The sequence below is a fragment of the Cellulomonas sp. Y8 genome, assembly GCF_008033115.1.
Classification (GTDB): Bacteria; Actinomycetota; Actinomycetes; order Actinomycetales; family Cellulomonadaceae; genus Cellulomonas.
Genome location: NZ_CP041203.1, coordinates 1,945,124 through 1,967,685, shown reverse-complemented (window position 1 = coordinate 1,967,685; position 22,562 = coordinate 1,945,124). Strand labels below are relative to the sequence as shown.

Sequence of the window (22,562 nt, the reverse complement as noted above, 5' to 3'; positions counted from 1 at the left end):
GTCGTGGACATGTCCGACACCCGGCTCCTCACGATCGGCGAGTTCTCCCGCCTGTCGTTGCTCAGCGTCCGCATGCTGCGCCACTACGACGAGCACGGCGTCCTGCCGCCCACCCGGGTCGACCCGTTCAGCGGGTACCGGAGCTACCACCCCGCGCTGCTGCGCACGGCCGGACGCATCCGGGCGCTGCGCGACGCCGGGGTGGGGATCGCCGACCTGACGGCCTGCGCCCCGTTCGACGACGTGGCGCGGCTGCGGGCGGTGCTGCTCGAGCGGCGTCGCGCGGCGGAGGCGGAGATCGCCCTCGCCGAGGGCCGGCTGTCGGACATCGACCGATTCCTCACCGATCTGGAAGGACCCGTCATGTCCACCCACCCTGTCCGCACCACCCTGCCCGCCCGACGCGTCGCGTCCCTGCGGGCCGTGATCCCGGCGTACGGCGACGAGGGGCTGCTGTGGCAGCGCCTCGGGGCCGCGCTCGAGTCGTCCGGGGCGGTCCCGGCGCCGGACGCGTCCGCGGTTGCCGTGTTCCACGACGAGGGCTTCGTCGACCACGACCCGGACGTCGAGGTCCAGCTCGACGTGACCGGGGAGTTCACCGGCCGGGACGGCGTGCGCTACGTCGAGGAGCCGCCGGTCGACGCCGTGGTCGCCGAGCTCCGGGGCCCGTACGACGGGGTCTCCGGGGTGATGGCCGACCTCGGCGAGTGGATCGCCACCCACGGCCTGCGGGTCGCCGGGCCAATGCGCAACGTGTACGTGGTGGGACCGGTCACCGAGTCCGACCCGGCGGCCTGGGTGACCCGGGTCTGCCTGCCGGTCGCCGAGGCGTGAGACCCGCGCCGGCCCGGCTCGTAGGAGCCGGGCCGGCGCGTCGCCCTCAGCCGCCGAGCGCGTCCGACACGACGTCCTTCGCGGCCTCCTGGACCTGCGTCAGGTGCTCGGGGCCCACGAACGACTCGGCGTAGATCTTGTAGACGTTCTCCGTGCCGGACGGCCGCGCGGCGAACCACGCGTTCTCGGTCGTCACCTTGAGGCCGCCGATCGCCGCGTCGTTGCCCGGCGCGGAGGTGAGCTTGGCGGTGATGTCCTCGCCCGCGAGCGTCGTGGCGGTCACCTGCTCCGGCGACAGCTTCCCGAGGGTGGCCTTCTGCTCGAGGGTCGCCGGCGCGTCCACCCGGGCGTACCAGGACTCGCCGAACCGGCCGACTAGCTCGGCGTGGTGCTGCGACGGGGACTTGCCGGTCGTCGCGAGGATCTCCGAGGCGAGCAGCGCCAGGATGATCCCGTCCTTGTCCGTGGTCCACACGGTGCCGTCCTTGCGCAGGAACGACGCCCCGGCCGACTCCTCGCCGCCGAAGCCGACCGACCCGTCGAGCAGGCCGGGGACGAACCACTTGAAGCCGACCGGCACCTCCAGCAGCCGGCGGCCGAGGTCGGACGCGACCCGGTCGATCAGCGACGACGACACCAGGGTCTTGCCGACGGCGGCGTCCGCCGGCCAGCCCGGGCGCGCGCCGGAGTACAGGTACCGGATCGCCACCGCGAGGTAGTGGTTCGGGTTCATCAGCCCGGCGTCCGGCGTGACGATGCCGTGCCGGTCGGAGTCCGCGTCGTTGCCCGTCGCGATGTCGAACGGCGAGTCGCCCTGCATGGCGTTCACCAGGGACGCCATCGCCGACGGGGACGAGCAGTCCATCCGGATCTTGCCGTCCCAGTCGAGGGTCATGAACGACCACTGCGGGTCGACCCGCGGGTTCACGACCGTGAGGTCCAGGCCGTACCGCTCCGCGATCGCGCCCCAGTACTCGACGGACGCGCCGCCGAGCGGGTCCGCGCCGATCCGCACGCCGGCCGACCGGATCGCGTCCAGGTCGAGCACGTGCGTCAGGTCGTCGACGTACGCGCCGAGGAAGTCGTGCTTGCGGGTGGTGTCGGCCGCGAGCGCGGCGTCCACGCTCACGCGCGCCACCCGGTCGACGCCGCTCGCGAGGAGCTCGTTGGCGCGGTCCGCGATCCACTTCGTGGCCTCGGATCCCGCCGGCCCGCCGTGCGGCGGGTTGTACTTGAACCCGCCGTCCCGGGGCGGGTTGTGCGACGGGGTGACGACGATGCCGTCGGCCAGGCCGGGGCCGGACGCGCGCACGCCCTCGGAGGTCGCGGCGCCGTTGTGCAGCAGGATCGCGTGCGACACGGCGGGGGTCGGGGTCCAGGAGTCGCGGGCGTCGACGCGCACCTCGACGCCGGCCGCCGCCAGCACCTCCAGCGCGGTCCGCCACGCCGGCTCCGACAGGCCGTGGGTGTCCCGGCCGATGAACAGCGGGCCGTCGGTGCCCTGTCCGCGGCGGTACTCGACGATCGCCGCGGTGATCGCGACGATGTGCGCCTCGTTGAAGGCGCCGTCGAGGCTCGAGCCGCGGTGGCCGCTGGTGCCGAACACCACGCGCTGCGCGGGATCCTCCAGGTCGGGGCGGCGGTCGTGGTACGCGGCGAGCATCGCGTCGACGTCCACGAGGTCGGAGGGCTGGGCAGGGGTTCCGGCGCGCGGGTCCATGGCCCGATCCTGCCACCGACGACCCCCGCGCGGCTGGTCGAGCGCGCGACGCGTCGAGCCCGTCCGGGGAGCCGACCGGCCCGGTAGCCTGGTGCGCATGGCCTCTTCCTCCGTCGACTTCGTGCTGCGCCCCTTCGAGGGCCTCCCCGGCGAGCCCGACTGGGTCGCCCTGCGCGAGCTCGTGCCCGCCGCCACCGCGACCGCCCGCACGAACGCCGAGCACGGCGCGCGCGACATCACGGTCACGACCGTGCTGCCCGACGGCTGGGCCGCGCTGCACCGCGCGGACGGCGTCGTGCTGCTCGCCCTGCAGGTCGTGGGCGGCTCCGGCGACGCGAGCCGCGACCTCGCCGCCGCGCTGCTGGAGGCGCTCGACTCCGAGCCCGGCACCGCCGTGCAGAGCTCCGGTCTGGCCGGCCCCGGCCCGCGCCTGCAGGACGTGCTCGACCTCACCGTGCCCTTCGAGGTGACGGTCGAGGAGAGCTTCGCCTACTGGGTGGCCGCCGACACCGAGATGACGCCCGACCTGAAGGCCGCCATCGAGGAGGCCGACGCGGGCGTCGTCGACACCAAGAAGCTCGCTGCCGTGGACGCCGCCTACTGGGTCCGCATGGGCGCCCGCGAGTACCTGCGCTGGGCGCAGCCGCACGACGAGCAGCAGGTCATCGACGGCCTCGCCCGCCTGCACGGCCGCCGGGAGTCCGGCTTCGACGGCGCCAAGTTCATCGGCTACTTCCGGTCCAACGGCCTGGTCGTCCCGGTGTGGGAGCTGGCCCGCGGCAGCGAGGCCGAGGACATCGAGCCGGCCGTGACCGCGTTCGCGCCGAAGTTCACCGCCGCGCTCGCCGACACCGAGCCGCTCGACGCGAACGCCCGCCGCGCCCGCGCCGGCATCGTCGCCCGGCAGGTCACGCTCCGCTGAGCCACCCGCAGGCCGCCCCGACGCACCCCTCGGTGCGCGGGGGCGGCCTGCGGCGTCCCCGGGACCGGGCGCCACGGCGGACCCGCTGGTGACGGCCCCGCGCCGCCCGTGTGACCGTCGTGTGCAGCGTCCGCGTGTCCGGGGCCCGACGGCGCGCGCGGCCCGGCCGGATCGATAGGCTGACCCGCGTGACGGGCGAGGCGGAGGACAGGACCGAGGAGCGATCGGTCGCCGACCGCCCTGCCCGGGCGGAGGAGCCGGCCCCGCGCAAGCCCCGGCGGTCACAGCCGCAGCAGCCGGCGCCGCTCGAGACGCCCACGACGACCGCCCGCACCGGCCGGTCCCGCCAGCGCGTCGCGGTGGTCATCCCCGCCAAGGACGAGTCCCGCCGCATCGCCGCCACCGTCCGCTCGGCCCGGGCGATCCCGAACGTCGACCTGGTCCTCGTCGTCGACGACGGCTCCGAGGACAACACCCAGCACGTCGCCCGCGAGGCCGGTGCCGTCGTCGTGCGGCACTCGCACAACCGCGGCAAGGCCGCCGCGATGGAGACCGGCGCCGCCGTGGTCGCCATGCGCGACGCCCCGGACCGCCCGCCGCGCCTGCTCCTGTTCATCGACGGCGACCTCGGCGACACCGCGGTCAACACCGCCCCGCTCGTCCCGCCGGTGCTCGAGGGCACCGCGGACGTCTCGATCGCGCTGCTGCCGCCCCAGCCGGGCGCCGGCGGGCGGGGCATCGTCGTCGGCGCGGCCCGACGCGCGATCCAGTCGCTGACCGGCTGGACCCCGACGCAGCCGCTGTCCGGCATGCGGTGCCTGACCCGCGAGGCCTTCGAGGCCGCGACGCCGCTCGCCCGCGGCTGGGGCGTCGAGACCGGCATGACGATCGACCTGCTGCGCAAGGGGTTCGTCGCCGTCGAGGTCCCGTGCGACCTGCGGCACCGCCCTTCGGGCAGCGACCTGCGCGGCCAGATGCACCGCGCCGCGCAGTACCGCGACGTGCAGCTCGCGGTGGCGGCGCGCCGGCTGCGCTCGATCGGGGCGGCGCCGCGCAAGAAGGGCTGACGCCCCACCCGCCCGGCCCCGGACCGCGTGCCGGGGGCCGGTCGTACGCTGGGCGCAGCCGATCCCGCAGCGGCGCGGGGTCGCCGGTCTCGGGGGTGTGGGCATGGCACACGGCGACATCACGCACATCGACATCCCGGTCGACGACGTCGACCGGGCGAAGGGCTTCTACGGCGCCCTGTTCGGGTGGCAGATCCAGGAGTACCCGGGCTACGAGGGCTACCCGATGTGGCAGGCCCCGAACAAGATCAGCGGCGGGGGGCTCGCGCCGCGGGACGAGAACTTCGACCGGCCGCGCTCCTACGTCGAGGTCGACTCGATCGACGACACGCTGCGCCAGGTGACCGAGCTCGGCGGGCGGGTCGTGCGCCCGAAGGCGGAGATCAGCGAGACGAGCTGGTGGGCGGTGTTCATCGACACCGAGGGCAACGAGATCGGGCTCTACGAGGGGACGACGGACACCGACGGGACGGAGTGACCGGCCAGCGCCGGGCATGACGAAGGGCCCGCCACCTGCGCTGACGCGGTGACGGGCCCTTCGACCTGCGGAGGATGGGGGATTCGAACCCCCGAGGGCGTGAACCCAACACGCTTTCCAAGCGTGCGCCATAGGCCACTAGGCGAATCCTCCCGGCCGTAAGAGGGTACCCGAGCCGGGGCCGTGCTCGGTAACCGGGCCGGTCGCGCCACGCCGGCGCCGTCCCGGCGCGGCTGTCGGCCCCGTGTGGTGGGCTGTCCCGCGTGCGCCTGACCGGTCCCGCCCTGCCCGTGCGCCGCGTGCGCGCCGACGACCGCGAGCCCGTCGACGCGGGCGCGTGGTTCACCCGCGTGCCCGCCGTGGCGCAGGTGCTGCGCGACGGCTGGGACCTCGGCCCGGCGACGGTGCTGGTGGGGGAGAACGGCGCGGGGAAGTCGACGCTCGTCGAGGCGCTGGCGATGGCCTTCGGCACGGGCGCCGAGGGCGGGTCGACGGGTGCGCGGAGCGAGACGCGGCCGTCGGAGTCGGGGCTGTGGCGGCACCTGCTGCTCGAGCGCGGGCCGGGAGGGTCGCGGCGCGGCTTCTTCCTGCGCGCCGAGACGATGCACGGCTTCTACACGTACCTCGAGGAGAACCCGCGGTTCGGCGGGCCCCCCGAGCCGGTGTTCCACGAGATGTCCCACGGGGAGTCGTTCCTGGAGATCGCCGTGTCGCGGATGCGTGGGCGCGGGCTGTACCTGCTGGACGAGCCGGAGTCGGCGCTGTCGTTCACCGGCTGCCTGGCGCTGCTCGCGCACCTGCGCGGGCTGCTGGCGGACGGCGCGCAGGTGGTGCTCTCGACGCACTCGCCGCTGCTCGCGGCTCTCCCCGGGGCGCGCGTGCTCGAGGTCGGGGAGTGGGGGCTGCGGGAGACGGCGTGGGAGGACGCGGACCTCGTGCGGTCCTGGCGCGGGTTCCTGGCGGCGCCGGAGCGCTACCTGCGCCGCCTGGACGACTGACGGACGGCCCGTCGCCGGCCCGCCCGCCGCCGAGCGCGGTGGCTCCCGCCGAGCGCGGTACCTCCTGCTGCCGCGCTCGGCGCGGACGACCGCGCTCGGCGGGGGTCAGGCGCCGCCGTCGAGCGCCAGCAGGTGCTCGACCTGCGGCACCAGGACCCGCTGCAGCAGCACGAGGTTGACCGTCGGCTCGGTGACGACGGCCAGGGCGAACCGGTCGCCCACGGGCGTGGCGACCACGGCCCCGTCGTCGGTCCGGACGGTGCAGGTCGCCAGGCCGGTGAGCGACGCCCCCGCGGCGGTGTGGTGCGCCATCTCGACGCAGGCGACGACGAGGGCGGCGAGCCGGTCGCGGTCCTCCTCCGGGCCGTCGTCGCTGAACGGCGTCCCGTCCCGCTGCACGAGGAGGACGCGACGGATCCCGTCGACGGCGTGCCGCAGCGTGGCGGCGACCTGCAGGCCGTTCTGGCGGATGATCATGCCGCGGTGTCCTCCTCGTGCGGTCGGTCGGTGGTGCTCAGAGGTCCAGGTCGCGCTCGAGGTTGAGCAGCTGCCGGCGGGCCATCGCGAGGTTCGCGCGGCTGCGGTCGAGCACGAGGTACAGGAACAGGCCCTGGCCGTGCGCGCTCTGCAGCAGGCGGACCAGGTGCAGCTGGCTCGTCAGCGTGATGAGGATGTCCTCGATGCCGTCGGACAGGCCGAGCGACGCCAGCGTGCGGAACTTGGCGCGCACCACGTCGGTGTTGCCGGCCGCCGCCAGGTCGAGGTCGATGCCGCCGCCGGCGGAGCCGAGGAGCATCCCGGAGTCGAAGTCGACGAGCGCGGCCGCGGTCGCGCCCTCGATGGACATGGCGGTGGTGAGGGTCTGGTCGACGGTGGCCACGCAGGTGCCTTTCGCAGGGGCGGACGGGGCCGCCGGGAGGTCGGGGGGCGCGGACACGAGTCGTGGGACGTCTGGCCGCACTCAGCCGTATCGACAGGTCAGCGGGCTCCCTGCACCCCGGGCGCGGGTGATCCGGTGGCTCGACCGGGCGTCGACCGGGGGTCGGGCGGGACGCGACGCGTCGGGATCCGGGGCCCGGCTGCGTTAGGCTGGGGTCAGACCCCTCGTGCGGCGTCATCTCGCTGAACCCCCCCAGGGCCGGAAGGCAGCAAGGGCAGGTGAGCTCTGGCGGGTGTGCGGGGGGTCCTTGCATGCCCGGACGCGGCAGGGCGCCGCCCGCGGGTCGCCCGGAGGTCGTCCGTCCCGGGTCGGACCCGGCACCCGGCCTCCGCCCCCGGTCGCAGCCGACGCCCCCCGAGGACGCGACCGCGGTCCGACGCGACCGGCCCCGGCGCGGCGGGACGCTGGCGGCATGAGCACGACGACCCCCGGCCCCCGGCTGTCCGCCCGCGGCCTCGTGAAGCAGTTCGGCGCGACGACCGCGCTCGCCGGCGTCGACCTGGACGTCGCCCCCGGCGAGTCGGTCGCGGTGATGGGCCCGTCCGGATCGGGCAAGTCCACCCTGCTGCACTGCCTCGCCGGCATCCTCGTCCCCGACGCCGGCACGGTGGCGCTGTCGGGGCGCGGGCTGCACGACCTCGACGAGCGCGAGCGCTCGCTGGTGCGTCGGCGGCAGTACGGGTTCGTCTTCCAGTTCGGCCAGCTGCTCGCGGAGCTTCCGGCGATCGAGAACGTGGCCCTGGCGCCGATGCTGCTCGGCACGCACCGCCGGGAGGCCACGGAGCTGGCGGGCCGGTGGCTCGCGTCGTTGGGCCTCGCGGGGATGGAGGGCCGGCGTCCCGGGGAGCTGTCCGGCGGCCAGGCGCAGCGCGTGGCGGTCGCCCGCGCCCTGATCACGGGCCCGGAGGTGGTGTTCGCGGACGAGCCGACCGGCGCGCTCGACCAGGCCACCGGCCAGGAGGTGATGCGGGTGCTCACGGAGACCACCCGGCTCGCGGGCGCGTCGTTGGTCGTGGTGACGCACGACGCGGGCGTGGCGGCGTGGTGCGGGCGGCGCGTCGAGGTGCGCGACGGCCGCGTGGTGGCGGACGAGCGTCGTGCCCCGCAGGGGAGCACCCGGTGAGCGCCGTGCTCGCCCTCGCGCCGCGGCTGCGCCGAGCGGGCGGCCGGGACGGGCGGCTCACGACGGCGCTCGCGGTGGCGGCGTTCGCCGTGATGACGGCCCTGACCCTGTCCGTGGTCGGCGGGCTGCTCGGCTTCGCGGGCCGCGCCGCCGACCCCGCCGACGCCTTCCAGCGCGAGTACGGCGACTCGTACGTCGTCTTCGCGTGGACGGCCGTCGTGCTGCTGGTCGTGCCGCTGCTCACGCTCGGCGGGTCGGCGGCCCGGCTGGGGGTCGCGCGGCGGGACGCGCGGCTGGCGACGCTGCGGCTGCTCGGCGTCACGCCCCGCGAGGTGGTCGCGCTGACCGTCGTCGAGACCGCCTGGCAGGGGCTGGCGGGTGCGGTCGCGGGTGCGCTCGGGTACGTCGCGCTGCTGCCGGTGTGGACGCGGGTGCCGTTCCAGGGGTCGACGTTCTCCGCGGGGGAGCTGTGGGTGGGCTGGGTCGTGCTCGCGGCCGCGTGCCTCGTGGTGCCGGTGCTGGCCGTCGTGAGCGGCGTCGTCTCGCTGCGCCGGGTCGTCGTGTCGCCGCTCGGGGTCGCCCGGCGCCAGACCCCGCCGGGGATGCGGGCCGTGCGCGCGGTGCTGGCGCTGGCCGCGATGGGTCTGTTCATGGTCGTGACCCTGGTGCTCGGGCAGCTCGGCGCCTTCGCGGTGGCGTTCGCCATCGGGTCGCTGGCGCTCGGGTTCGCCGCGCTCAACCTCGTCGGGCCGTGGGCGCTCGGGCTGGTCGGCCGGCTGCGGGTGCGCCGGGCCCGGACGCCCGCGCAGCTGCTCGCGGCGCGCCGGCTGGTCGACGACCCGCGGGCGACCTGGCGGGTGGTGGGCGGGCTCGGGCTGGCGGGCTTCGTCGCGGGCGCGCTGGCCGTGGTGCCGCTGCTGGCGTCGGGGTCGGCGGGCGACGGCGCGTCCGCCGCCGAGGTCGCCGAGATGCAGACCTTCACGGGTGACCTCATGCGCGGGGCGCTGCTCACGCTGGCGATCACGTTCCTGGTGGCGGCGGCCTCGGCGGGGATCACCCAGGCCGCGACGGTGCTGGACCGGCGCCGGGAGTACGCGCTCCAGGTCCTGGCGGGCACGCCGGTGGCGCTGCTCGACTCGGTGCGGCGCCGCGAGGTGCTGGTGCCGATGCTGCTCGTGGCCGTGGGGTCGGCGGCGGCGGCCGTGGTCATGCTGTCGCCGCTGTTCGGGGTGGCGGGCGTGACGGACCCGAGCGGGCTGCTGCTGCTCGTGACGTGCCTCACGGCCGGGTGCCTGCTGGTGCTCGGCGCGACGGAGACCAGCCGCCCGCTGCTGCGCTCCGTCCTGGCGGAGACGCAGGTCAGGCCGGACTGAGCCGGCTCCCCGGCGCGGTACCGGCGCCCGGGCGCCGTCGCCCGTGCAGGTGACGTCACCCGTCTCGACGCGCGCGTGCGAGGGTCCCCGGTGATCCTGGTACTCCACGTCGAGGAGGTTCGTCGATGGGTGACCATCCCGAGCAGGCGACCGCGCCTGCCCTCGGCGTCGCGCCCGGAGCCGGGCTGCGCCCCCGGGAGCAGGCGCTCCCCGTGGGGGCCGTGCTCGGCGGCCGGTACACGCTCGGCGAGCGCCTCGGGCGCGGCGGCATGGCCGAGGTCTACCTCGCGCACGACCGGGTGCTGGCCCGGGACGTGGCCGTGAAGGTGTTCCACCCGTCGGCCGGCGGCCCGGACGACGAGGAGCGGCACGGCACCGAGATGCGGCTGCTCGCCCGGCTCGGACACCCCGGCCTCGTGATGATGCTCGACGCGGGCACCACCGAGCTGCCGGGCGGCGAGGTGCAGGACTTCCTCGTCATGGAGCTGGTGCGCGGGCCGTCGCTGGCCGCCCGGCTCGCGGAGGGCCCGCTGTCCGCGGAGGACGCGGCCCTGGTGGGCGTGCACGTGGCCGAGGCGCTCGCGTACATCCACGACGAGGGCGTCGTGCACCGGGACGTGAAGCCCGGCAACATCCTGCTGCCCCCGGCCGGCCGGTCCGGCGCGGGCGGCTCGTGGACCAAGCTGACGGATTTCGGCATCGCCCGCGTGCGCGCCGACGAGACCGCGACCGCGACCCAGGAGCTCCTCGGCACCCCGTCCTACCTCAGCCCGGAGCAGGCGACCGGCGGTCGCCTCACCGCGGCGTCCGACGTGTACGCGCTCGGGCTGGTGCTGGTCGAGTGCCTCACCGCCGAGCGGGCGTTCCCCGGGGACGCGCTGACGTCCGCGGTGGCGCGGCTGCACCGGCCGGTGCCGCTGCCCGAGCGGTTCGGGCCGCGGTGGGCGGAGCTGATCGGCTCGATGACCGCGCTCGACCCGCTGGACCGGCTCACCGCGGCGGGCGCGGCCGAGGAGCTGCGGGCGCTGCTCCGCCCGGGCGCGCTCGGCCTCGGGCCGGTGACGGGGGACATCGGCGCCGCGGCGGTGCCGCTGGGCACCGTCTCGCTGCCCGGTGCGGGCGGGCCGGCCGAGCCCGGGGCGCTCGAGGAGCACCCGAGCGGGCCGCTGCCCGACGGGCCCCTCGACGCGGGGCTCGACGCCCGGCTCGACGCGGACCTCGACGCGCCCACGCTCGGCGTCGACCCCCGGCTGCTCGTCGGGCTGCGGCCGGAGCCGGCGGCGGGCGGCGCGGCGGACCCGGCGGAGCGCGGCGCGGCGGACCCGGCCGGCCCGGCGGACGCCGAGGACGCCGGCGCCACCGCGCGCCGGCGGCGACGCGGCGCGGTCGTCGGGACCGCGGTGCTCGGCGTGGCGGCCGCGCTGGTGGTCGCAGGAAGCGTTCTCGCGCCCGACGCGCCCGCCGCGGACCCGGCGGCGACGACGCAGGAGCCCGCCGGGGTGTCGCAGCGTCCGTCGGCAGGGCCGGACGGCGCCACGACGACACCGGCGGGCGAGGGGCAGGCGGCGGACGTGCGCGGCTCGGAGGCCGGCACCGTGACCGTCGCGACGGGTGCGGGCGCGGCGTCGACGACCGCGGACGGCGCGGCGGGCGGCGCGGGCGCGCGCGCGACGGCGGGACCGGCGGACGGCGTGGTGGTGACCGAAGGCGTGCTGACCGAGGTGCCGACCGGCCCCGGCGCGACGGACCCGGGCGCGGTCGAGCCCGGCCCCGCGGACCCCGGCTCCGCTGACGGCCCGGCCGCCGGCGAGGCCCCCGGGGTGACGGAGGGCGGGCCCGGCCCGGCGGCGAGCGCGAACGAGCAGGCGCACCGGAACGCGGCCGAGCGGGCCGAGCGGGAGCGGGCCGCCGCGGGCGGCTGACCCGCGAGCGGCGCGTGGACGACGGCCGGTGCGGCACCGCCCGTCGCACGCTGAGACGCGTCCGCGCCCGTCGCGCCCGCGGGGCTACCGTGCCCGGGCGGGGCCCGGAGCCGCCGGGCCCACCGGCGAGGAGGCGACACGTGCGGCGACGGCTGCAGACCTGGTCCGAGCTCAGGCCCCTGCTGCGGATGCGTCCGCTCGAGCTGGACCCGGTGGCCCGCCGGTTGTCCCGGGCGTACACGGTGCGGGACCTGCGGACGATCGCGCGGGCCCGGACCCCGCGGTCGATCTTCGACTACGTGGACGGCGCCGCCGAGGCCGAGGTGTCGCTGCGCCGCGCCCGCCGCACGCTCCGGGACGTGGAGTTCCGGCCGTCGGTGCTCCGCGACGTCGGCGAGGTCGACCTGTCGACGACGGTCCTGGGCCGGCCCGCCGCGGCGCCGTTCCTGTACGCCCCGACCGGCTTCACGCGGATGATGCAGCACGAGGGCGAGCGGGCCGTGGCCCGGTCCGCGGCGCGCACCGGCATCCCGTACACGCTGTCGACGATGGGCACGACGTCGATCGAGGACCTCGCGGCCGCCGCGCCGGACGGGCGGAACTGGTTCGGCCTGTACGTGTGGAAGGACCGCGGCGCCTCGACCGAGCTCATGGCGCGCGCGAAGGCCGCGGGCTACGAGGCGCTGGTCATCACCGTCGACGTCCCGGTGGGCGGCGCGCGGCTGCGCGACAACCGGAACGGGTTCAGCATCCCGCCGGCGCTGTCGGTGAAGACCGTCGTCGACGGCGCGCTGCACCCGTCGTGGTGGCTGAACTTCCTCACCACCGAGCCGCTGCGGTTCGCGACGCTCGACTCCTGGCAGGGGACGATCGAGGAGCTCGCGGGGCACATGTTCGACCCGACCGTCGAGCTCGCCGACCTGGCGTGGGTGCGGGAGCAGTGGGACGGGCCGCTCGTGGTGAAGGGCGTGCAGACCGTCGCCGACGCCGAGCGCGTGGTCGGCGCGGGCGCCGACGCCGTCGTGCTGTCGAACCACGGCGGGCGGCAGCTCGACCGGGCGCCGGTGCCGCTGACCCTCGTCCCCGGCACGGTGCAGGCGGTCGGCGACCGGGCCGAGGTCTACGTCGACACCGGCTTCTCGAGCGGCGCCGACGTGGTCGCCGCGGTGGCGCACGGTGCGCGCGCCGTCATGCTCGGCCGCGCCTACCTGTACGGCCTCATGGCCGGCGGCGAGCGCGGCGTCGACCGCGTCGGCGAGATCCTGACCACCGAGATCGCCCGGACCCTGCGCCTGCTCGGCGTGCGGTCCCTCGCCGAGCTCACCCCCGAGCACGTGGGGTTGCCGTGACCGAGACCCGCACGCCCGTCGACCCCGGCCCCGCCGGCCCGGGTCCGTCCGCCCCCGCCGCCGCGCCGGACGCCGCCGCGCTCGCGGCCGTCGTCGCGGACCTGCGCGCCGCGCTGCCCGCCGGGTCGCTGGTCACGGACCCCGACGCACTGCGCGACCGGTCCCAGGACGGCTCGGCGACCCCGCCCACGGGGGACCCGGTCGCCCTGGTGCAGCCGTCGACCACCGCCGAGGTGTCCGCCGTGCTCCGCGCCGCGCACGCCCACGGGGTCCCCGTCGTGCCGCAGGGCGCGCTCAGCGGGCTCGCCGGTGGTGCCAACGCCGTCCCGGGCGCGATCCTGCTGTCGACGGCTCGGATGACGGAGATCCGTCGCATCGACCCGGTCGACCAGGTCGCGGTCGTCCAGCCGGGGGTCGTCACCAAGGACCTGGTCGACGCCGTCGCCGCCCGCGGGCTCTTCTACCCGCCGGACCCGGCGTCGTACGCGCAGAGCACCGTCGGCGGGAACATCGCGACCAACGCGGGCGGGATGCGCTGCGTGAAGTACGGGGTCACCCGGGACTTCGTGCGCTCGCTCGAGGTCGTGCTGGCCGACGGGGAGGTCGTCCGGACGTCGCCGGAGACCGTGAAGGCCGTGGCGGGGCTCGACCTCACGGGGCTGGTCGTCGGGTCGGAGGGGACGCTCGCGGTCGTCACCGAGGCGACGCTCGGGCTGCTGCCGGCGCCCGGCCCGGACCGCGGCGTGTGCGCGACCTTCGCCACCGTCGCCGACGCGCTGGAGGCGGCGAACGCGATCATCGCGAGCCCGCACCGCCCGTCGACGCTGGAGCTGCTGGACGGCGTCGTGCTGGCGTCGCTCGTCGCGTACGACCCGGAGGCGGGGCTGCCCGCGGGCGCCGAGGCGATGCTGCTGGCGATCACCGACGAGGCGATCGGCGGCGTCGAGGACGTCGCGGCCTACGAGGCGATCGCCCGGGAGCACGGCGCCCTGACGGTGGACGTCGCGCACGACGAGCAGCGGCTGCACGCGCTGCTGCGCGCCCGGCGGGCGTTCAACCCGGCGATGCGAGCGGTCCGCGGCGGCAGCATCAACGGGGACGTCGCGGTGCCGCGCACCCGGCTGCCGGAGCTGCTGGAGCGGCTGGGCGACATCTCCGCGCAGGTCGGGCTGCCCATCGGCACCGGCGGCCACGTCGGCGACGGCAACCTGCACCCGGTCATCGCGTTCGACCCGGCCGACCCGGCGCAGGTCGCCGCGGCGGCGGAGGCGCACGCGCGGATCCTCGGCCTGGCGGTCGAGCTCGGCGGCACCGTCACGGGCGAGCACGGCATCGGCACCGAGAAGCGGGCCGCCCTGCCGGCCGAGCTGGGCGACCGGGTCCTGGCGATCCAGCGCGGCATCAAGCAGGTCCTGGACCCGCGGAACATCCTCAACCCGGGCAAGAAGCTCTAGAACCCGACGAGGTCGAGGGTTTCCCCGAGATCGCCGGGCGGAAACCCTCGACCTCGCCGGAAACCCTCGACCTCGCGGACCGGGGTGCGAGGCGCGTCAGCGGCGCAGGACCTTGCGGGCCAGGAAGTTGCCCAGGAACTGGGCGAGCTGGACCATCACCACGATCACCGCGACGGCGGTCCACGTGACCACGTCGTTGAACCGCTGGTACCCGTAGACGATCGCGAAGTCGCCGAGGCCGCCGGCGCCGATCGCGCCTGCGACCGCCGTCATGTCGACGATGCCGACGAACAGGAATGTGAAGCCCAGGATGAGCGGGCCGAGCGTCTCGGGGACGATCACGGTCGCGATGATCCGCAGCGGGCCGGCGCCCATCGCGCGCGCCGCCTCGACGACGCCCGGGTCGAGCGCGACGAGGTTCTGCTCGACGATGCGGGAGGTCGCGAACGTCGCCATGATCGCGAGCGCCGGGATCGCGGCCTCGACGCCGTAGGACGCCCCGGTGAGCGCCTGGGTCAGCGGCCGGACCGCGGTGATGAAGATGATGAACGGGATCGGCCGGACGATGTTGACCAGCACGTTGAGCACGACGAACACCGGGCGGTTGGCCAGGATGTTGCCGGCCCGGGTCACGTAGAGCGCGATGCCGAGCACGAGGCCGGCGAGCCCGCCGATCGCCAGGGCGGCGATCGCCATCTGCAGGGTCTCGCCGAGCGCCTGCCAGAGCTCGGGCCACAGGGAGACGCCGTTGGAGTTCACGCGCCCACCTCCTTGCTCGCGGGGCCGGCATGGTCGCCGTCGGGGGCGTGCTCGATGACCTCGGTGTGCGCGCGCAGGTCGGCGAGGAACGCGTCGATCGCGGCGTGCGGACCCTCCAGCGCGAACGTGAGGGAGCCGAGCGGGCGGGAGTTCACCTCGGTGATGCCGCCGAACACCACGTGCCCGTCGATCCCGTGGGCGCGCAGGCGCTCGGTGACGATGATCCCGGCGGTCGCCTCGCTCTCCCGGATCGCGATCGTGACGATCCGGCCGGCGTGCCGCTCGCGCAGCCGGGCGACGACGTCGGGCCGCGGCCGGTCGTGCAGGGCGGCGCCGATGAACCGGCGGGTGATCGGCTGCGTGGGCTCCGCGAACACGCGGTAGACGTCGCCCTCCTCGACCACCTTGCCGTGCTCCATGACCGCGACCTTGTTGCACAGGTAGGAGACGACCGACATCTCGTGCGTGATGACCACGATCGTGACGCCGAGCTCGCGGTTGACCCGGCGGAGCAGGTCGAGCACGTCCTTGGTCGTCTCGGGGTCGAGGGCGCTGGTGGCCTCGTCGGCGAGCAGCAGGGCCGGCGACGTCGCGAGCGCCCGGGCGATGCCCACGCGCTGCTTCTGCCCGCCGGACAGCTGGTCGGGGTACTGCTTGGCCTTGTCGGACAGCCCGACGAACTCGAGCAGCTCGGCCACGCGGGCCTCGCGCTTGGCCTTCGGCCACTTCGCGACCCGCAGCGGGTACGCCACGTTCGCGGCCACCGTGCGGGACTTCAGCAGGTTGAACTGCTGGAAGATGAAGCCGATCCCGGCGCGGGCGGGGCGCAGGCCCCGCTCCTTGAGCCCCGTGAGCTCGGTGCCGTCGACCACCACCTGCCCCGAGGTCGGGGCCTCGAGCGCGTTGATCAGCCGGACCAGCGTGCTCTTGCCGGCGCCGGAGTAGCCGATCACGCCGAACACGTCGCCGCGCTCGATGTCGAGCGTGACGCCGTCGACGGCGCGCACGGGTCCTGAGGACCCGTCGAACACCTTCGTCACGTCACGCAGGGAGACCATCGCGGTCATCGGGTCACCGTCCTGGGTGGGGGTCGCCCGCGGGGTGCGGGTGGCGGGTGCCGGCGTCGCGCCGGCGGGCGGTCGTGCGCCGGGCGACCCGCGGGCCGCCCGGCGCACCGTGTGCGTCAGCCCGCGGCGCGGACCTGGTCCTCGAGCTCCGTGAGGCTGGCCTGCAGCTCCTCGGGGCTGAGGTCCTGCTCGACGGCGGTGCCCTGGTTCTCGTCCAGGAGCTGGCCGATGACCTCGTCGCGGTGGTAGATCTCGATCAGGTCCGCGTACACCGGGTTGTCGGCGTCCTCGGCTCGGGCGACCCAGATGTTCACGTACGGGCGGGCCGTGTCCGTGTCCTCGAGGTCGGAGTAGATCGCCGTGGTCGGGTCGATGCCCGCGTCGGCGGCGAAGTTGTTGTTGACGACGGCGGCGTCCAGGTCCTGCAGCTGGATCGCGGTCTGGTTGGCGTCGACGGGGACGACCTTCACGCGGGACGCCGCCTGGTCGATCTCGGCGGGGGTCGACAGCGCGTTGCCGCCGTCCTTCAGCGAGATGAGGCCGGCCGACTGCAGCACGAGCAGCGCGCGCGCCTGGTTGGTCGGGTCGTTCGGGATGGCGACCTCGCCGCCGTCCGGGATCTCGTCCGGCGACGCGTAGCCCTGGGTCGTGTACAGGCCGAGCTGGTAGATGACCGTCGCGCCGATGGGCGCGAGGTCGTCGTCCGCGCTGACGTTGTAGTTCGCGAGGAACAGCAGGTGCTGGAACTGGTTGAGCTCCAGCTGGCCCTCGCTGAGCACCGTGTTCGGCTGCTGGTAGTCGGTGAAGTTCACCAGCTCGACGTCGATGCCCTCCTCGGCCGCCAGGTCGGTGAACGTGGTCCAGTAGGCCTTCGACTTGTCGGTCACGCCGACGCGCACGGTCACCGGGTTGTCCGGGTCGGCCGTGGTCGGTGCGGCCGCGGGCTCGCCGCCGGAGCAGGCGGCCAGGGCGCCCACGGCGAGGGCGGCGAGGGCGGCGGTCAGTCTGCGCTTCATGGTGGTGCTGCCTTCCGGTGGATCTGAGCGTGGGGCTCGGCTCGGGGCGAGCCCCGTGCGGGCCGGTGGCCGGGCCCGCAGGGCGGTGGCGTGCGGTCAGGCCGCGGCGCCGGGGTCTCGGCCGTCCGGCGGGGCCCCGGGCCGGACGGCGGGCCGTCGGGGATCGGGGCCGGGAGGAGGTGTCCGGTCGGGCCGGTCGGCTCGCTCAGGAGCGTCGGGCCGGGCGGGACGTCCGCCGCGGGAGGGCCGTGCTGCGAGGGTGCAGCGTCAGCACATTCGCTGGCGACAGCACATGAGCCCGCAGGACGCCCCGGCCGTGGCGCGCATCGGCTGCGCGCGGCGCTCGGAAGCGGCGTGGGTGCTCACGTGCTCGACTCCTGTCCCTGGGCGGGGGCGGACGCGGGCGACCCTAGCACCCGCCGGGAGCGCCGCGTCCGCGGGTCTCACGGCACCCGGGTGCCGCGCGATCACGGTGCCACCGGGGTCGTGGTCCCGCCACCGAGCGGGGTCGCGGCGCCCTCCCGAGCGCGCCGACGGCGCCGACCCCGTCGCGGGGGTCGGCGCCGTCCACCGGGTGCTCAGGCGTTCTCGCGGACCAGGTCCTCGAGGTCGGCGAGGTCGGACTGGAGCTCCTCGGCCGGCACGTCCTCGACCACGGCGGTGCCGCCGTTCTCCTCCACCAGCTGGTCGGTGACCTCGGGCGAGTGGTAGATGTCGATGAGCTGCTGGAACACCGGGTTGTCGGCGTCTTCGGCCCGGGCGACCCAGAGGTTGAGGTACGGCCGCGCGGTGTCGGTGTCCTCGAGGTCGGAGTAGATCGCCGTCGTCGGGTCGATGCCCGCGTCCGTCGCGAAGTTGTTGTTGATGATCGCGCCGTCCAGGCTCTGCAGCTGCACCGCGGTCTGGTTGGCGTCGACCGGGACGACCTTGACCTTCGACGCGGCCTCGTCGACCTCGGCGGGCGTCGAGAACGCGTTGCCGCCGTCGACCAGCGAGATCAGGCCGGCCGACTGGAGGACCAGCAGCGCGCGGGCCTGGTTCACCACGTCGTTCGGGATGGCGATCTCGGCGCCCTCCGGGACGTCCTCCGGGGAGGCGTAGCCCTTGGTCGTGTAGAGGCCGAGCTGGTAGATCGCCGTCGAGCCGATCGGCTGCAGGTCGTCGTCGGAGTTCACGTTGTAGTTCGCCAGGTACAGCAGGTGCTGGAACTGGTTGAGCTCCAGGTCGCCCGAGCTGAGGATCGGGTTGGGCTGCGTGTAGTCGGTGAAGTTCACCAGCTCGACGTCGATGCCCTCGTCCGCGGCGAGGTCGGTGAACGTCGTCCAGTACTCCTGGGCCTTGTCGGTGACGCCGACGCGGACCGTGACGCGGTTGTCCGCGTCGGCGGTCGCGGTGGCACCGGCCGAGCTCTCGCCGCCCGCCGGACGCGCACGCGGCGAGCGACGCGGTGGCGGCGATCGCGGCGATCCAGGCGGTCAGTCTGCGCTTCATGGGGGTGTGCCTCTCGGGTGGGCCCGGCGGGGACGTGCCGGGTCGGGGTGCTGCGGGGGTCGGGGGTGGTGCGGGGTGCGGGTCGCCGGGCCAGCAGATCGGCGGCCTCGGGGGGAGGGGCCGGGGGCGGCGTGGGGGCGACGGGGCGCGGGCGCCGGGCGCCGGGGCGGCGTGGGTCGTGGCCCGGGTGGCGGCTCGGGCGGCCGCCGGTACCGCTCGCGGTCAGGCCGCGGTGGTACAGCGACAGGCGCAGGCCCGTGCTGCGGCGCACATCGAGGGGCGGCAGGTGGTCGTGGCGTGCTGGCGCATCGGGCTGCCTCCTCCTCGGGCGTCGGGCGGGCCGACGTGGCCCGCGATGACGGCGAAACTTAGCCGTGCGTCTCGCGGGATGGAACATCATGTCCGGAATGTGGGACGCGGTGACGCATGGATGACACGTCAGGGGCCCTGGCGGCCGCGGCGTGGCCGGTTCCTCACGCGTCTCGATCCCGCGACGGGCTCGGTCCCCAGGTCTCCCCGGCGGGGTCCCGGGATGTCGGCCGTCCCCTCTAGAGTTCTGGGGTGACGACAGCCCTGTACCGCCGCTACCGGCCCGAGACCTTCGCGGAGGTCGTCGGCCAGGACCACGTCACCGCGCCGCTCCGGCAGGCGCTGCGCTCGGGGCAGACCAACCACGCGTACCTGTTCTCCGGCCCGCGCGGCTGCGGCAAGACGACGTCCGCCCGCATCCTGGCCCGCTGCCTCAACTGCGCGCAGGGCCCGACCGAAACCCCGTGCGGCGTGTGCGAGTCCTGCGTCGAGCTGGCCCGCGGCGGCCCCGGCAGCCTCGACGTCGTGGAGATCGACGCGGCCAGCCACGGCGGCGTCGACGACGCGCGGGACCTGCGGGAGCGCGCCACGTTCGCCCCGGCCCGCGACCGGTACAAGGTGTTCATCCTCGACGAGGCGCACATGGTGTCGCCGCAGGGCTTCAACGCGCTGCTCAAGATCGTCGAGGAGCCGCCGGAGCACGTGAAGTTCATCTTCGCGACGACGGAGCCCGACAAGGTCATCGGCACCATCCGGTCCCGCACGCACCACTACCCGTTCCGGCTCGTGCCGCCGGACGTCATGGTCGGCTACCTGGACCAGCTGTGCACCACCGAGGGCGTGACCGTCGGCTCCGGCGTGCTGCCGCTCGTGGTGCGCGCGGGCGGCGGCTCGGTCCGCGACTCGCTCTCCGTGCTCGACCAGCTCATCGCCGGCTCCGGCCCGGACGGGCTCGTCTACGAGGACGCGGTCGCCCTGCTCGGCTACACCCACGCGTCGCTCCTGGACGACCTGGTGGCGGCGGTCGCCGCCCGGGACGGCGCGAGCGCGTTCCGCGTGGTCGAGCGCGTGATCTCGACCGGCCACGAGCCGCGGCGGTTCGTGGAGGACCTGCTCGAGCGGCTGCGCGACCTCATCGTGCTGGCCGCCTCCGGCGACGCCGCGGCGGCGGTGCTGCGCGACGTGCCCGGCGACCAGATGGCGCGGATGCAGCAGCAGGCCGCGCACCTCGGTGCGGCCGAGCTGTCCCGGTCCGCCGACCTCGTCAACGCCGCGCTGTCCGAGATGACGGGCGCCACCTCGCCCCGGCTGCACCTCGAGCTGCTCATGGCTCGCCTGCTCCTGCCCGCGCTCGACGACTCCGCCTCGGGGCTGGGCGCGCGGGTCGACCGGCTGGAGCGCGAGGGCGTGCGCGTCGCGTCGGGTCCCGGGGGCGCACCGACGGCCCCCGCCGCACCGCCCGCCGCTGTCGCCGCCCCCGCGTTCGCGCCTGCCGCGCCCGTCGAGCGGGTGGCCGTCGTGACGCCGCCGCCGGCCCCGCTGCCCGAGGCGTCGACCGCTGCGTCGACGCCGCGGGGTGCTGCCGACGAGGACCGGGCACCGGTGTCCCCGGACGCGGCGCACGGAGCCGGTGCGGTCGACGACGTCGCGGAGTCGACCTCGTCAGCTCCCGGTGCCGAGGTGGGTGCCGTCGACGGCCCGACCGGGGACGAGGACGCCCCGGCGGACGAGCGCCGACCCGCCGCCCCCGTGCCGGCCGACGAGCGAGGCCCGGCGGAGGGTCCCGCGCCGACAGGCGAGCGGCGTCCGGCGGACGCTCCCGCGTCGGCCGAGGGGGCCGATCGGCCGGCCCCGGCCGTCGCCCCCACGGCCGAGCGCGCGCCGGTCCCGCACGACGTCCCGACCGCCGAGCCGGTGGCCCCGCCGGAGCGCCAGGCCGGCGCCCCCGGGGGCGGCGACACCGAGATGCTCCGCCGGCGCTGGCCCGAGGTCCTGGACACCCTGGCCCGGCTCAAGAAGACCACATGGGTGCTGATCAGCCAGAACGCTCAGGTCGTCGAGCTCGACGCCACGACCCTCAAGCTCGGTTTCGGCGCCCCCGGGCTCGCGTCGGCGTTCCGGTCCGGCCCGCACGCCGACCTGGTCCAGCAGGCCGTGCGCGAGACGCTCGGGTTCACGGTCAAGGTCGAGCCGGTGCTCTCCGGCGACGGCGCCCCCGCCGTGGGGCGGCCCGGTCCCGCGACGCCCTCGCCCACGGGTCGGGGAGGCGGCGCGCCGTCGGCGGCCGAGGCCGCGGCGTCCTGGGACGCCGGTCGACCGGCGCCCGTCCCCGCTCCGGTGCCGAGCCCGGTGGAGGCGGCGCGCGCGCCGCACGACGCCGCTGCGCCGGGTCCGTCCGGCGTCGACACGCCCGCGGACGACGACCCCGACGCGGCGGATCCCTGGTCCTCCGCCACCGTGACGCCCGCGGCCGGTGATCGATCCGTGGGCGAGGGCGAGGCGGAGGCCGACGACGCGTCCGGCGACGGCTCCGAGGCCGGCACGGGGCGGGCCGACCGCCCCGATGCGGGTGCGGGTCAGGCCGACCGTCCCGGAGGGGACGCGGGCCTCGCCGACGAGCCCGGTGCGTTTGCGCGCCTGGCCGACCAGCCCGGTGGGGACGCGGGTCAGGCCGACCGGCACGGTGCGGGCGAGGGTCAGGCCGACCGGCACGGTGCGGGCGAGGGTCAGGCCGACCTCCCCGGCGACCAGCGGGAGCAGCAGGCGCCGGGACCCGACGCCTCCGTGGTGCCCGGCGGCCCGGCGATCGCCCCTACCGGGGTGGCGCGTGAGCAGGCGCCGGCCGTCGCGGTGTCCGACGACGGGTGGCCGGTGGTGGCTCCGCTCGGAGGCGCCCGCGCCGCGTCCGGCACCACGAGCGCCCCCGTCGGCGCGCGACCCGAGGGCGGCGCCGACCGCGAGACCCCCGCCGGACCGCGTGCGCACGGCGACCAGCGGCCGCGCCGCGACGGCGGCCCGGGCGGTCGCGACGCCGTCCAGGGTGTCCCGTCCGCCGCTCGCGGGCGCGACGGTGCCGAGAGCCGGGCGGGAGCAGCGGACGAGACCGGCGCCGACCCGAGGGCGGCGGCGTCTGCTCGCGGAGGCGTCGAGGACCCCGCCGGATCGGGTGGCGCCGCCGCCCGGGAGGAGCGCTCGACCGCGCGCGGTGCCGGGAACGGCCGCCCCGCAGCCCGCCCCGCGCCGACCGACCCGGGTGCGCCGCCGCCGTGGGACCCGCACCCCGACGACCCGGGCGCTCCCGAGCCCCCGGACGACGACTGGGCGCGCGACGTCCCACTTCCCCCCGACCCGGGCCCGGACCCGTACGCGGCGGGGTCCTCCGCACGCCCGGCTGCGGCCGTCTCGCCGTCGTCGTCGGCGCCGACGAGCGGCGCGGACCAGGTGCGCGCCGCAGCCCGAGCCGCCGCAGCCGGCGGAGGCGCTGTCGCGACCGCGCCCCGAGTGACCTGGGCCGACGACGAGCCGTCCATGGACGACCCCGACATCGGCTCCAGCAGCCTGTCCGGCATCCCGCTCCTGGCCCAGGCGCTGGGTGCGACGGTCATCGACGAGCCGGTCGACGAGGGCTACTGACCCGCGGTCGGCGAGCCGATCGAGGGGACGCCGAGCCGTCCACAGGTGCCGTCGTCGTGCCTCGTCCCCAGGGCGGGGGTCGGTCGCCGGGGTCGTGTCGGTGGGCG

The 22,562-nt window shown here is 76.1% G+C and carries 17 protein-coding genes, 1 tRNA gene, 1 other RNA gene and 1 pseudogene; 12 read left to right on the top strand and 8 right to left on the bottom strand.

Annotated features, from left to right (window positions below; translation table 11 throughout):
* The first annotated feature begins 9 nt into the window (after nt 1-9).
* A complete protein-coding gene (locus FKM96_RS08925; protein WP_147794929.1) occupies nt 10-834 on the top strand; it encodes a GyrI-like domain-containing protein in 825 nt (274 codons plus the stop codon).
* Nucleotides 835-880: 46 nt separating this feature from the next.
* Here FKM96_RS08925 and pgm read toward each other — a convergent pair whose 3' ends face one another.
* On the bottom strand, nt 881-2,554 hold the full coding sequence (pgm, locus tag FKM96_RS08920; protein ID WP_147794928.1) for a phosphoglucomutase (alpha-D-glucose-1,6-bisphosphate-dependent): 1,674 nt from the start codon (nt 2,552-2,554) through the stop codon (nt 881-883).
* A gap of 97 nt (nt 2,555-2,651) precedes the next feature.
* Here pgm and FKM96_RS08915 point away from each other — a divergent pair, with 97 nt between their 5' ends.
* The 3 genes from FKM96_RS08915 to FKM96_RS08905 all read left to right on the top strand — a co-directional run bounded on the left by FKM96_RS08915 (nt 2,652) and on the right by FKM96_RS08905 (nt 5,021).
* Entirely contained in the window at nt 2,652-3,476 is an 825-nt protein-coding gene (locus FKM96_RS08915; protein WP_147794927.1) for a DUF5926 family protein, read from the top strand.
* Between the two features lie 359 nt (nt 3,477-3,835).
* Nucleotides 3,836-4,543, top strand: coding sequence for a glycosyltransferase (locus FKM96_RS08910; RefSeq protein WP_147797011.1), 708 nt, complete (start codon nt 3,836-3,838; stop codon nt 4,541-4,543).
* 103 nt (nt 4,544-4,646) lie between these two features.
* On the top strand, nt 4,647-5,021 hold the full coding sequence (locus tag FKM96_RS08905; RefSeq protein ID WP_147794926.1) for a VOC family protein: 375 nt from the start codon (nt 4,647-4,649) through the stop codon (nt 5,019-5,021).
* Nucleotides 5,022-5,089: 68 nt separating this feature from the next.
* Here FKM96_RS08905 and FKM96_RS08900 read toward each other — a convergent pair.
* Nucleotides 5,090-5,174: transfer RNA gene (locus FKM96_RS08900), tRNA-Ser, on the bottom strand.
* 110 nt (nt 5,175-5,284) lie between these two features.
* Between FKM96_RS08900 and FKM96_RS08895 the strand changes: the two genes are divergently transcribed.
* Entirely contained in the window at nt 5,285-6,019 is a 735-nt protein-coding gene (locus tag FKM96_RS08895; protein ID WP_147794925.1) for an AAA family ATPase, read from the top strand.
* Nucleotides 6,020-6,124: 105 nt separating this feature from the next.
* Here the strand turns inward: FKM96_RS08895 and FKM96_RS08890 are convergent, their stop codons facing one another.
* Together FKM96_RS08890 and FKM96_RS08885 are read right to left on the bottom strand one after the other, a co-directional pair.
* Complete coding sequence (locus FKM96_RS08890) at nt 6,125-6,496, bottom strand: roadblock/LC7 domain-containing protein (protein ID WP_147794924.1); 372 nt, start codon at nt 6,494-6,496, stop codon at nt 6,125-6,127.
* Nucleotides 6,497-6,533: 37 nt separating this feature from the next.
* Entirely contained in the window at nt 6,534-6,899 is a 366-nt protein-coding gene (locus FKM96_RS08885) for a hypothetical protein (protein WP_147794923.1), read from the bottom strand.
* 215 nt (nt 6,900-7,114) lie between these two features.
* Between FKM96_RS08885 and ffs the strand changes: the two genes are divergently transcribed.
* From ffs to FKM96_RS08855, 6 genes are all read left to right on the top strand, one after another.
* An RNA gene (gene ffs, locus FKM96_RS08880) (signal recognition particle sRNA small type) lies at nt 7,115-7,211 on the top strand.
* A 160-nt stretch (nt 7,212-7,371) separates the two neighbouring features.
* Nucleotides 7,372-8,082 (top strand): ABC transporter ATP-binding protein, encoded by a 711-nt coding sequence (locus tag FKM96_RS08875; protein WP_147794922.1) that lies wholly within the window; start codon nt 7,372-7,374, stop codon nt 8,080-8,082.
* Nucleotides 8,079-9,455 (top strand): FtsX-like permease family protein, encoded by a 1,377-nt coding sequence (locus FKM96_RS08870; protein WP_168216928.1) that lies wholly within the window; start codon nt 8,079-8,081, stop codon nt 9,453-9,455. The genes FKM96_RS08875 and FKM96_RS08870 overlap by 4 nt, the downstream gene beginning before the upstream one ends.
* Before the next feature lie 125 nt (nt 9,456-9,580).
* The gene (locus FKM96_RS08865; RefSeq protein ID WP_147794921.1) at nt 9,581-11,377 is read left to right on the top strand and encodes a serine/threonine-protein kinase; all 1,797 of its coding nucleotides are present in this window, start codon (nt 9,581-9,583) and stop codon (nt 11,375-11,377) included.
* Nucleotides 11,378-11,517: 140 nt separating this feature from the next.
* Nucleotides 11,518-12,726, top strand: coding sequence for an alpha-hydroxy acid oxidase (locus tag FKM96_RS08860; protein ID WP_246855274.1), 1,209 nt, complete (start codon nt 11,518-11,520; stop codon nt 12,724-12,726).
* Nucleotides 12,723-14,180 carry an FAD-binding oxidoreductase gene (locus FKM96_RS08855; protein ID WP_147794920.1) on the top strand — a complete coding sequence of 486 codons (1,458 nt, stop codon included), beginning with the start codon at nt 12,723-12,725 and terminating at the stop codon, nt 14,178-14,180. Before FKM96_RS08860 ends, FKM96_RS08855 begins: the two co-directional genes overlap by 4 nt.
* A 96-nt stretch (nt 14,181-14,276) precedes the next feature.
* Here the strand turns inward: FKM96_RS08855 and FKM96_RS08850 are convergent, their stop codons facing one another.
* The 4 genes and pseudogenes from FKM96_RS08850 to FKM96_RS08835 form a co-directional block, all read right to left on the bottom strand.
* Complete coding sequence (locus FKM96_RS08850; protein WP_210417435.1) at nt 14,277-14,876, bottom strand: ABC transporter permease subunit; 600 nt, start codon at nt 14,874-14,876, stop codon at nt 14,277-14,279.
* A 59-nt stretch (nt 14,877-14,935) separates the two neighbouring features.
* Nucleotides 14,936-16,006, bottom strand: coding sequence for a methionine ABC transporter ATP-binding protein (locus FKM96_RS08845; RefSeq protein WP_147794918.1), 1,071 nt, complete (start codon nt 16,004-16,006; stop codon nt 14,936-14,938).
* Between the two features lie 116 nt (nt 16,007-16,122).
* Entirely contained in the window at nt 16,123-17,022 is a 900-nt protein-coding gene (locus FKM96_RS08840) for a MetQ/NlpA family ABC transporter substrate-binding protein (RefSeq protein ID WP_147794917.1), read from the bottom strand.
* Between the two features lie 578 nt (nt 17,023-17,600).
* A pseudogene (locus tag FKM96_RS08835) lies at nt 17,601-18,323 on the bottom strand (MetQ/NlpA family ABC transporter substrate-binding protein); the annotation flags it as partial.
* Nucleotides 18,324-19,074: 751 nt separating this feature from the next.
* Here FKM96_RS08835 and FKM96_RS21485 point away from each other — a divergent pair.
* Complete coding sequence (locus FKM96_RS21485; protein WP_147794916.1) at nt 19,075-22,455, top strand: DNA polymerase III subunit gamma and tau; 3,381 nt, start codon at nt 19,075-19,077, stop codon at nt 22,453-22,455.
* Nucleotides 22,456-22,562: the final 107 nt, after the last annotated feature.

What these genes read in the sequence shown, in the direction of transcription:
- FKM96_RS08925 (WP_147794929.1), top strand. Translation starts at nt 10, where the DNA reads ATGTCCGACACCCGGCTCCTCACGATCGGCGAGTTCTCCCGCCTGTCG.
- pgm (WP_147794928.1), bottom strand. Translation starts at nt 2,554, where the DNA reads ATGGACCCGCGCGCCGGAACCCCTGCCCAGCCCTCCGACCTCGTGGAC.
- FKM96_RS08915 (WP_147794927.1), top strand. Translation starts at nt 2,652, where the DNA reads ATGGCCTCTTCCTCCGTCGACTTCGTGCTGCGCCCCTTCGAGGGCCTC.
- FKM96_RS08905 (WP_147794926.1), top strand. Translation starts at nt 4,647, where the DNA reads ATGGCACACGGCGACATCACGCACATCGACATCCCGGTCGACGACGTC.
- FKM96_RS08890 (WP_147794924.1), bottom strand. Translation starts at nt 6,496, where the DNA reads ATGATCATCCGCCAGAACGGCCTGCAGGTCGCCGCCACGCTGCGGCAC.
- FKM96_RS08875 (WP_147794922.1), top strand. Translation starts at nt 7,372, where the DNA reads ATGAGCACGACGACCCCCGGCCCCCGGCTGTCCGCCCGCGGCCTCGTG.
- FKM96_RS08865 (WP_147794921.1), top strand. Translation starts at nt 9,581, where the DNA reads ATGGGTGACCATCCCGAGCAGGCGACCGCGCCTGCCCTCGGCGTCGCG.
- FKM96_RS08850 (WP_210417435.1), bottom strand. Translation starts at nt 14,876, where the DNA reads ATGGCGATCGCCGCCCTGGCGATCGGCGGGCTCGCCGGCCTCGTGCTC.
- FKM96_RS08845 (WP_147794918.1), bottom strand. Translation starts at nt 16,006, where the DNA reads ATGACCGCGATGGTCTCCCTGCGTGACGTGACGAAGGTGTTCGACGGG.
- FKM96_RS08840 (WP_147794917.1), bottom strand. Translation starts at nt 17,022, where the DNA reads ATGAAGCGCAGACTGACCGCCGCCCTCGCCGCCCTCGCCGTGGGCGCC.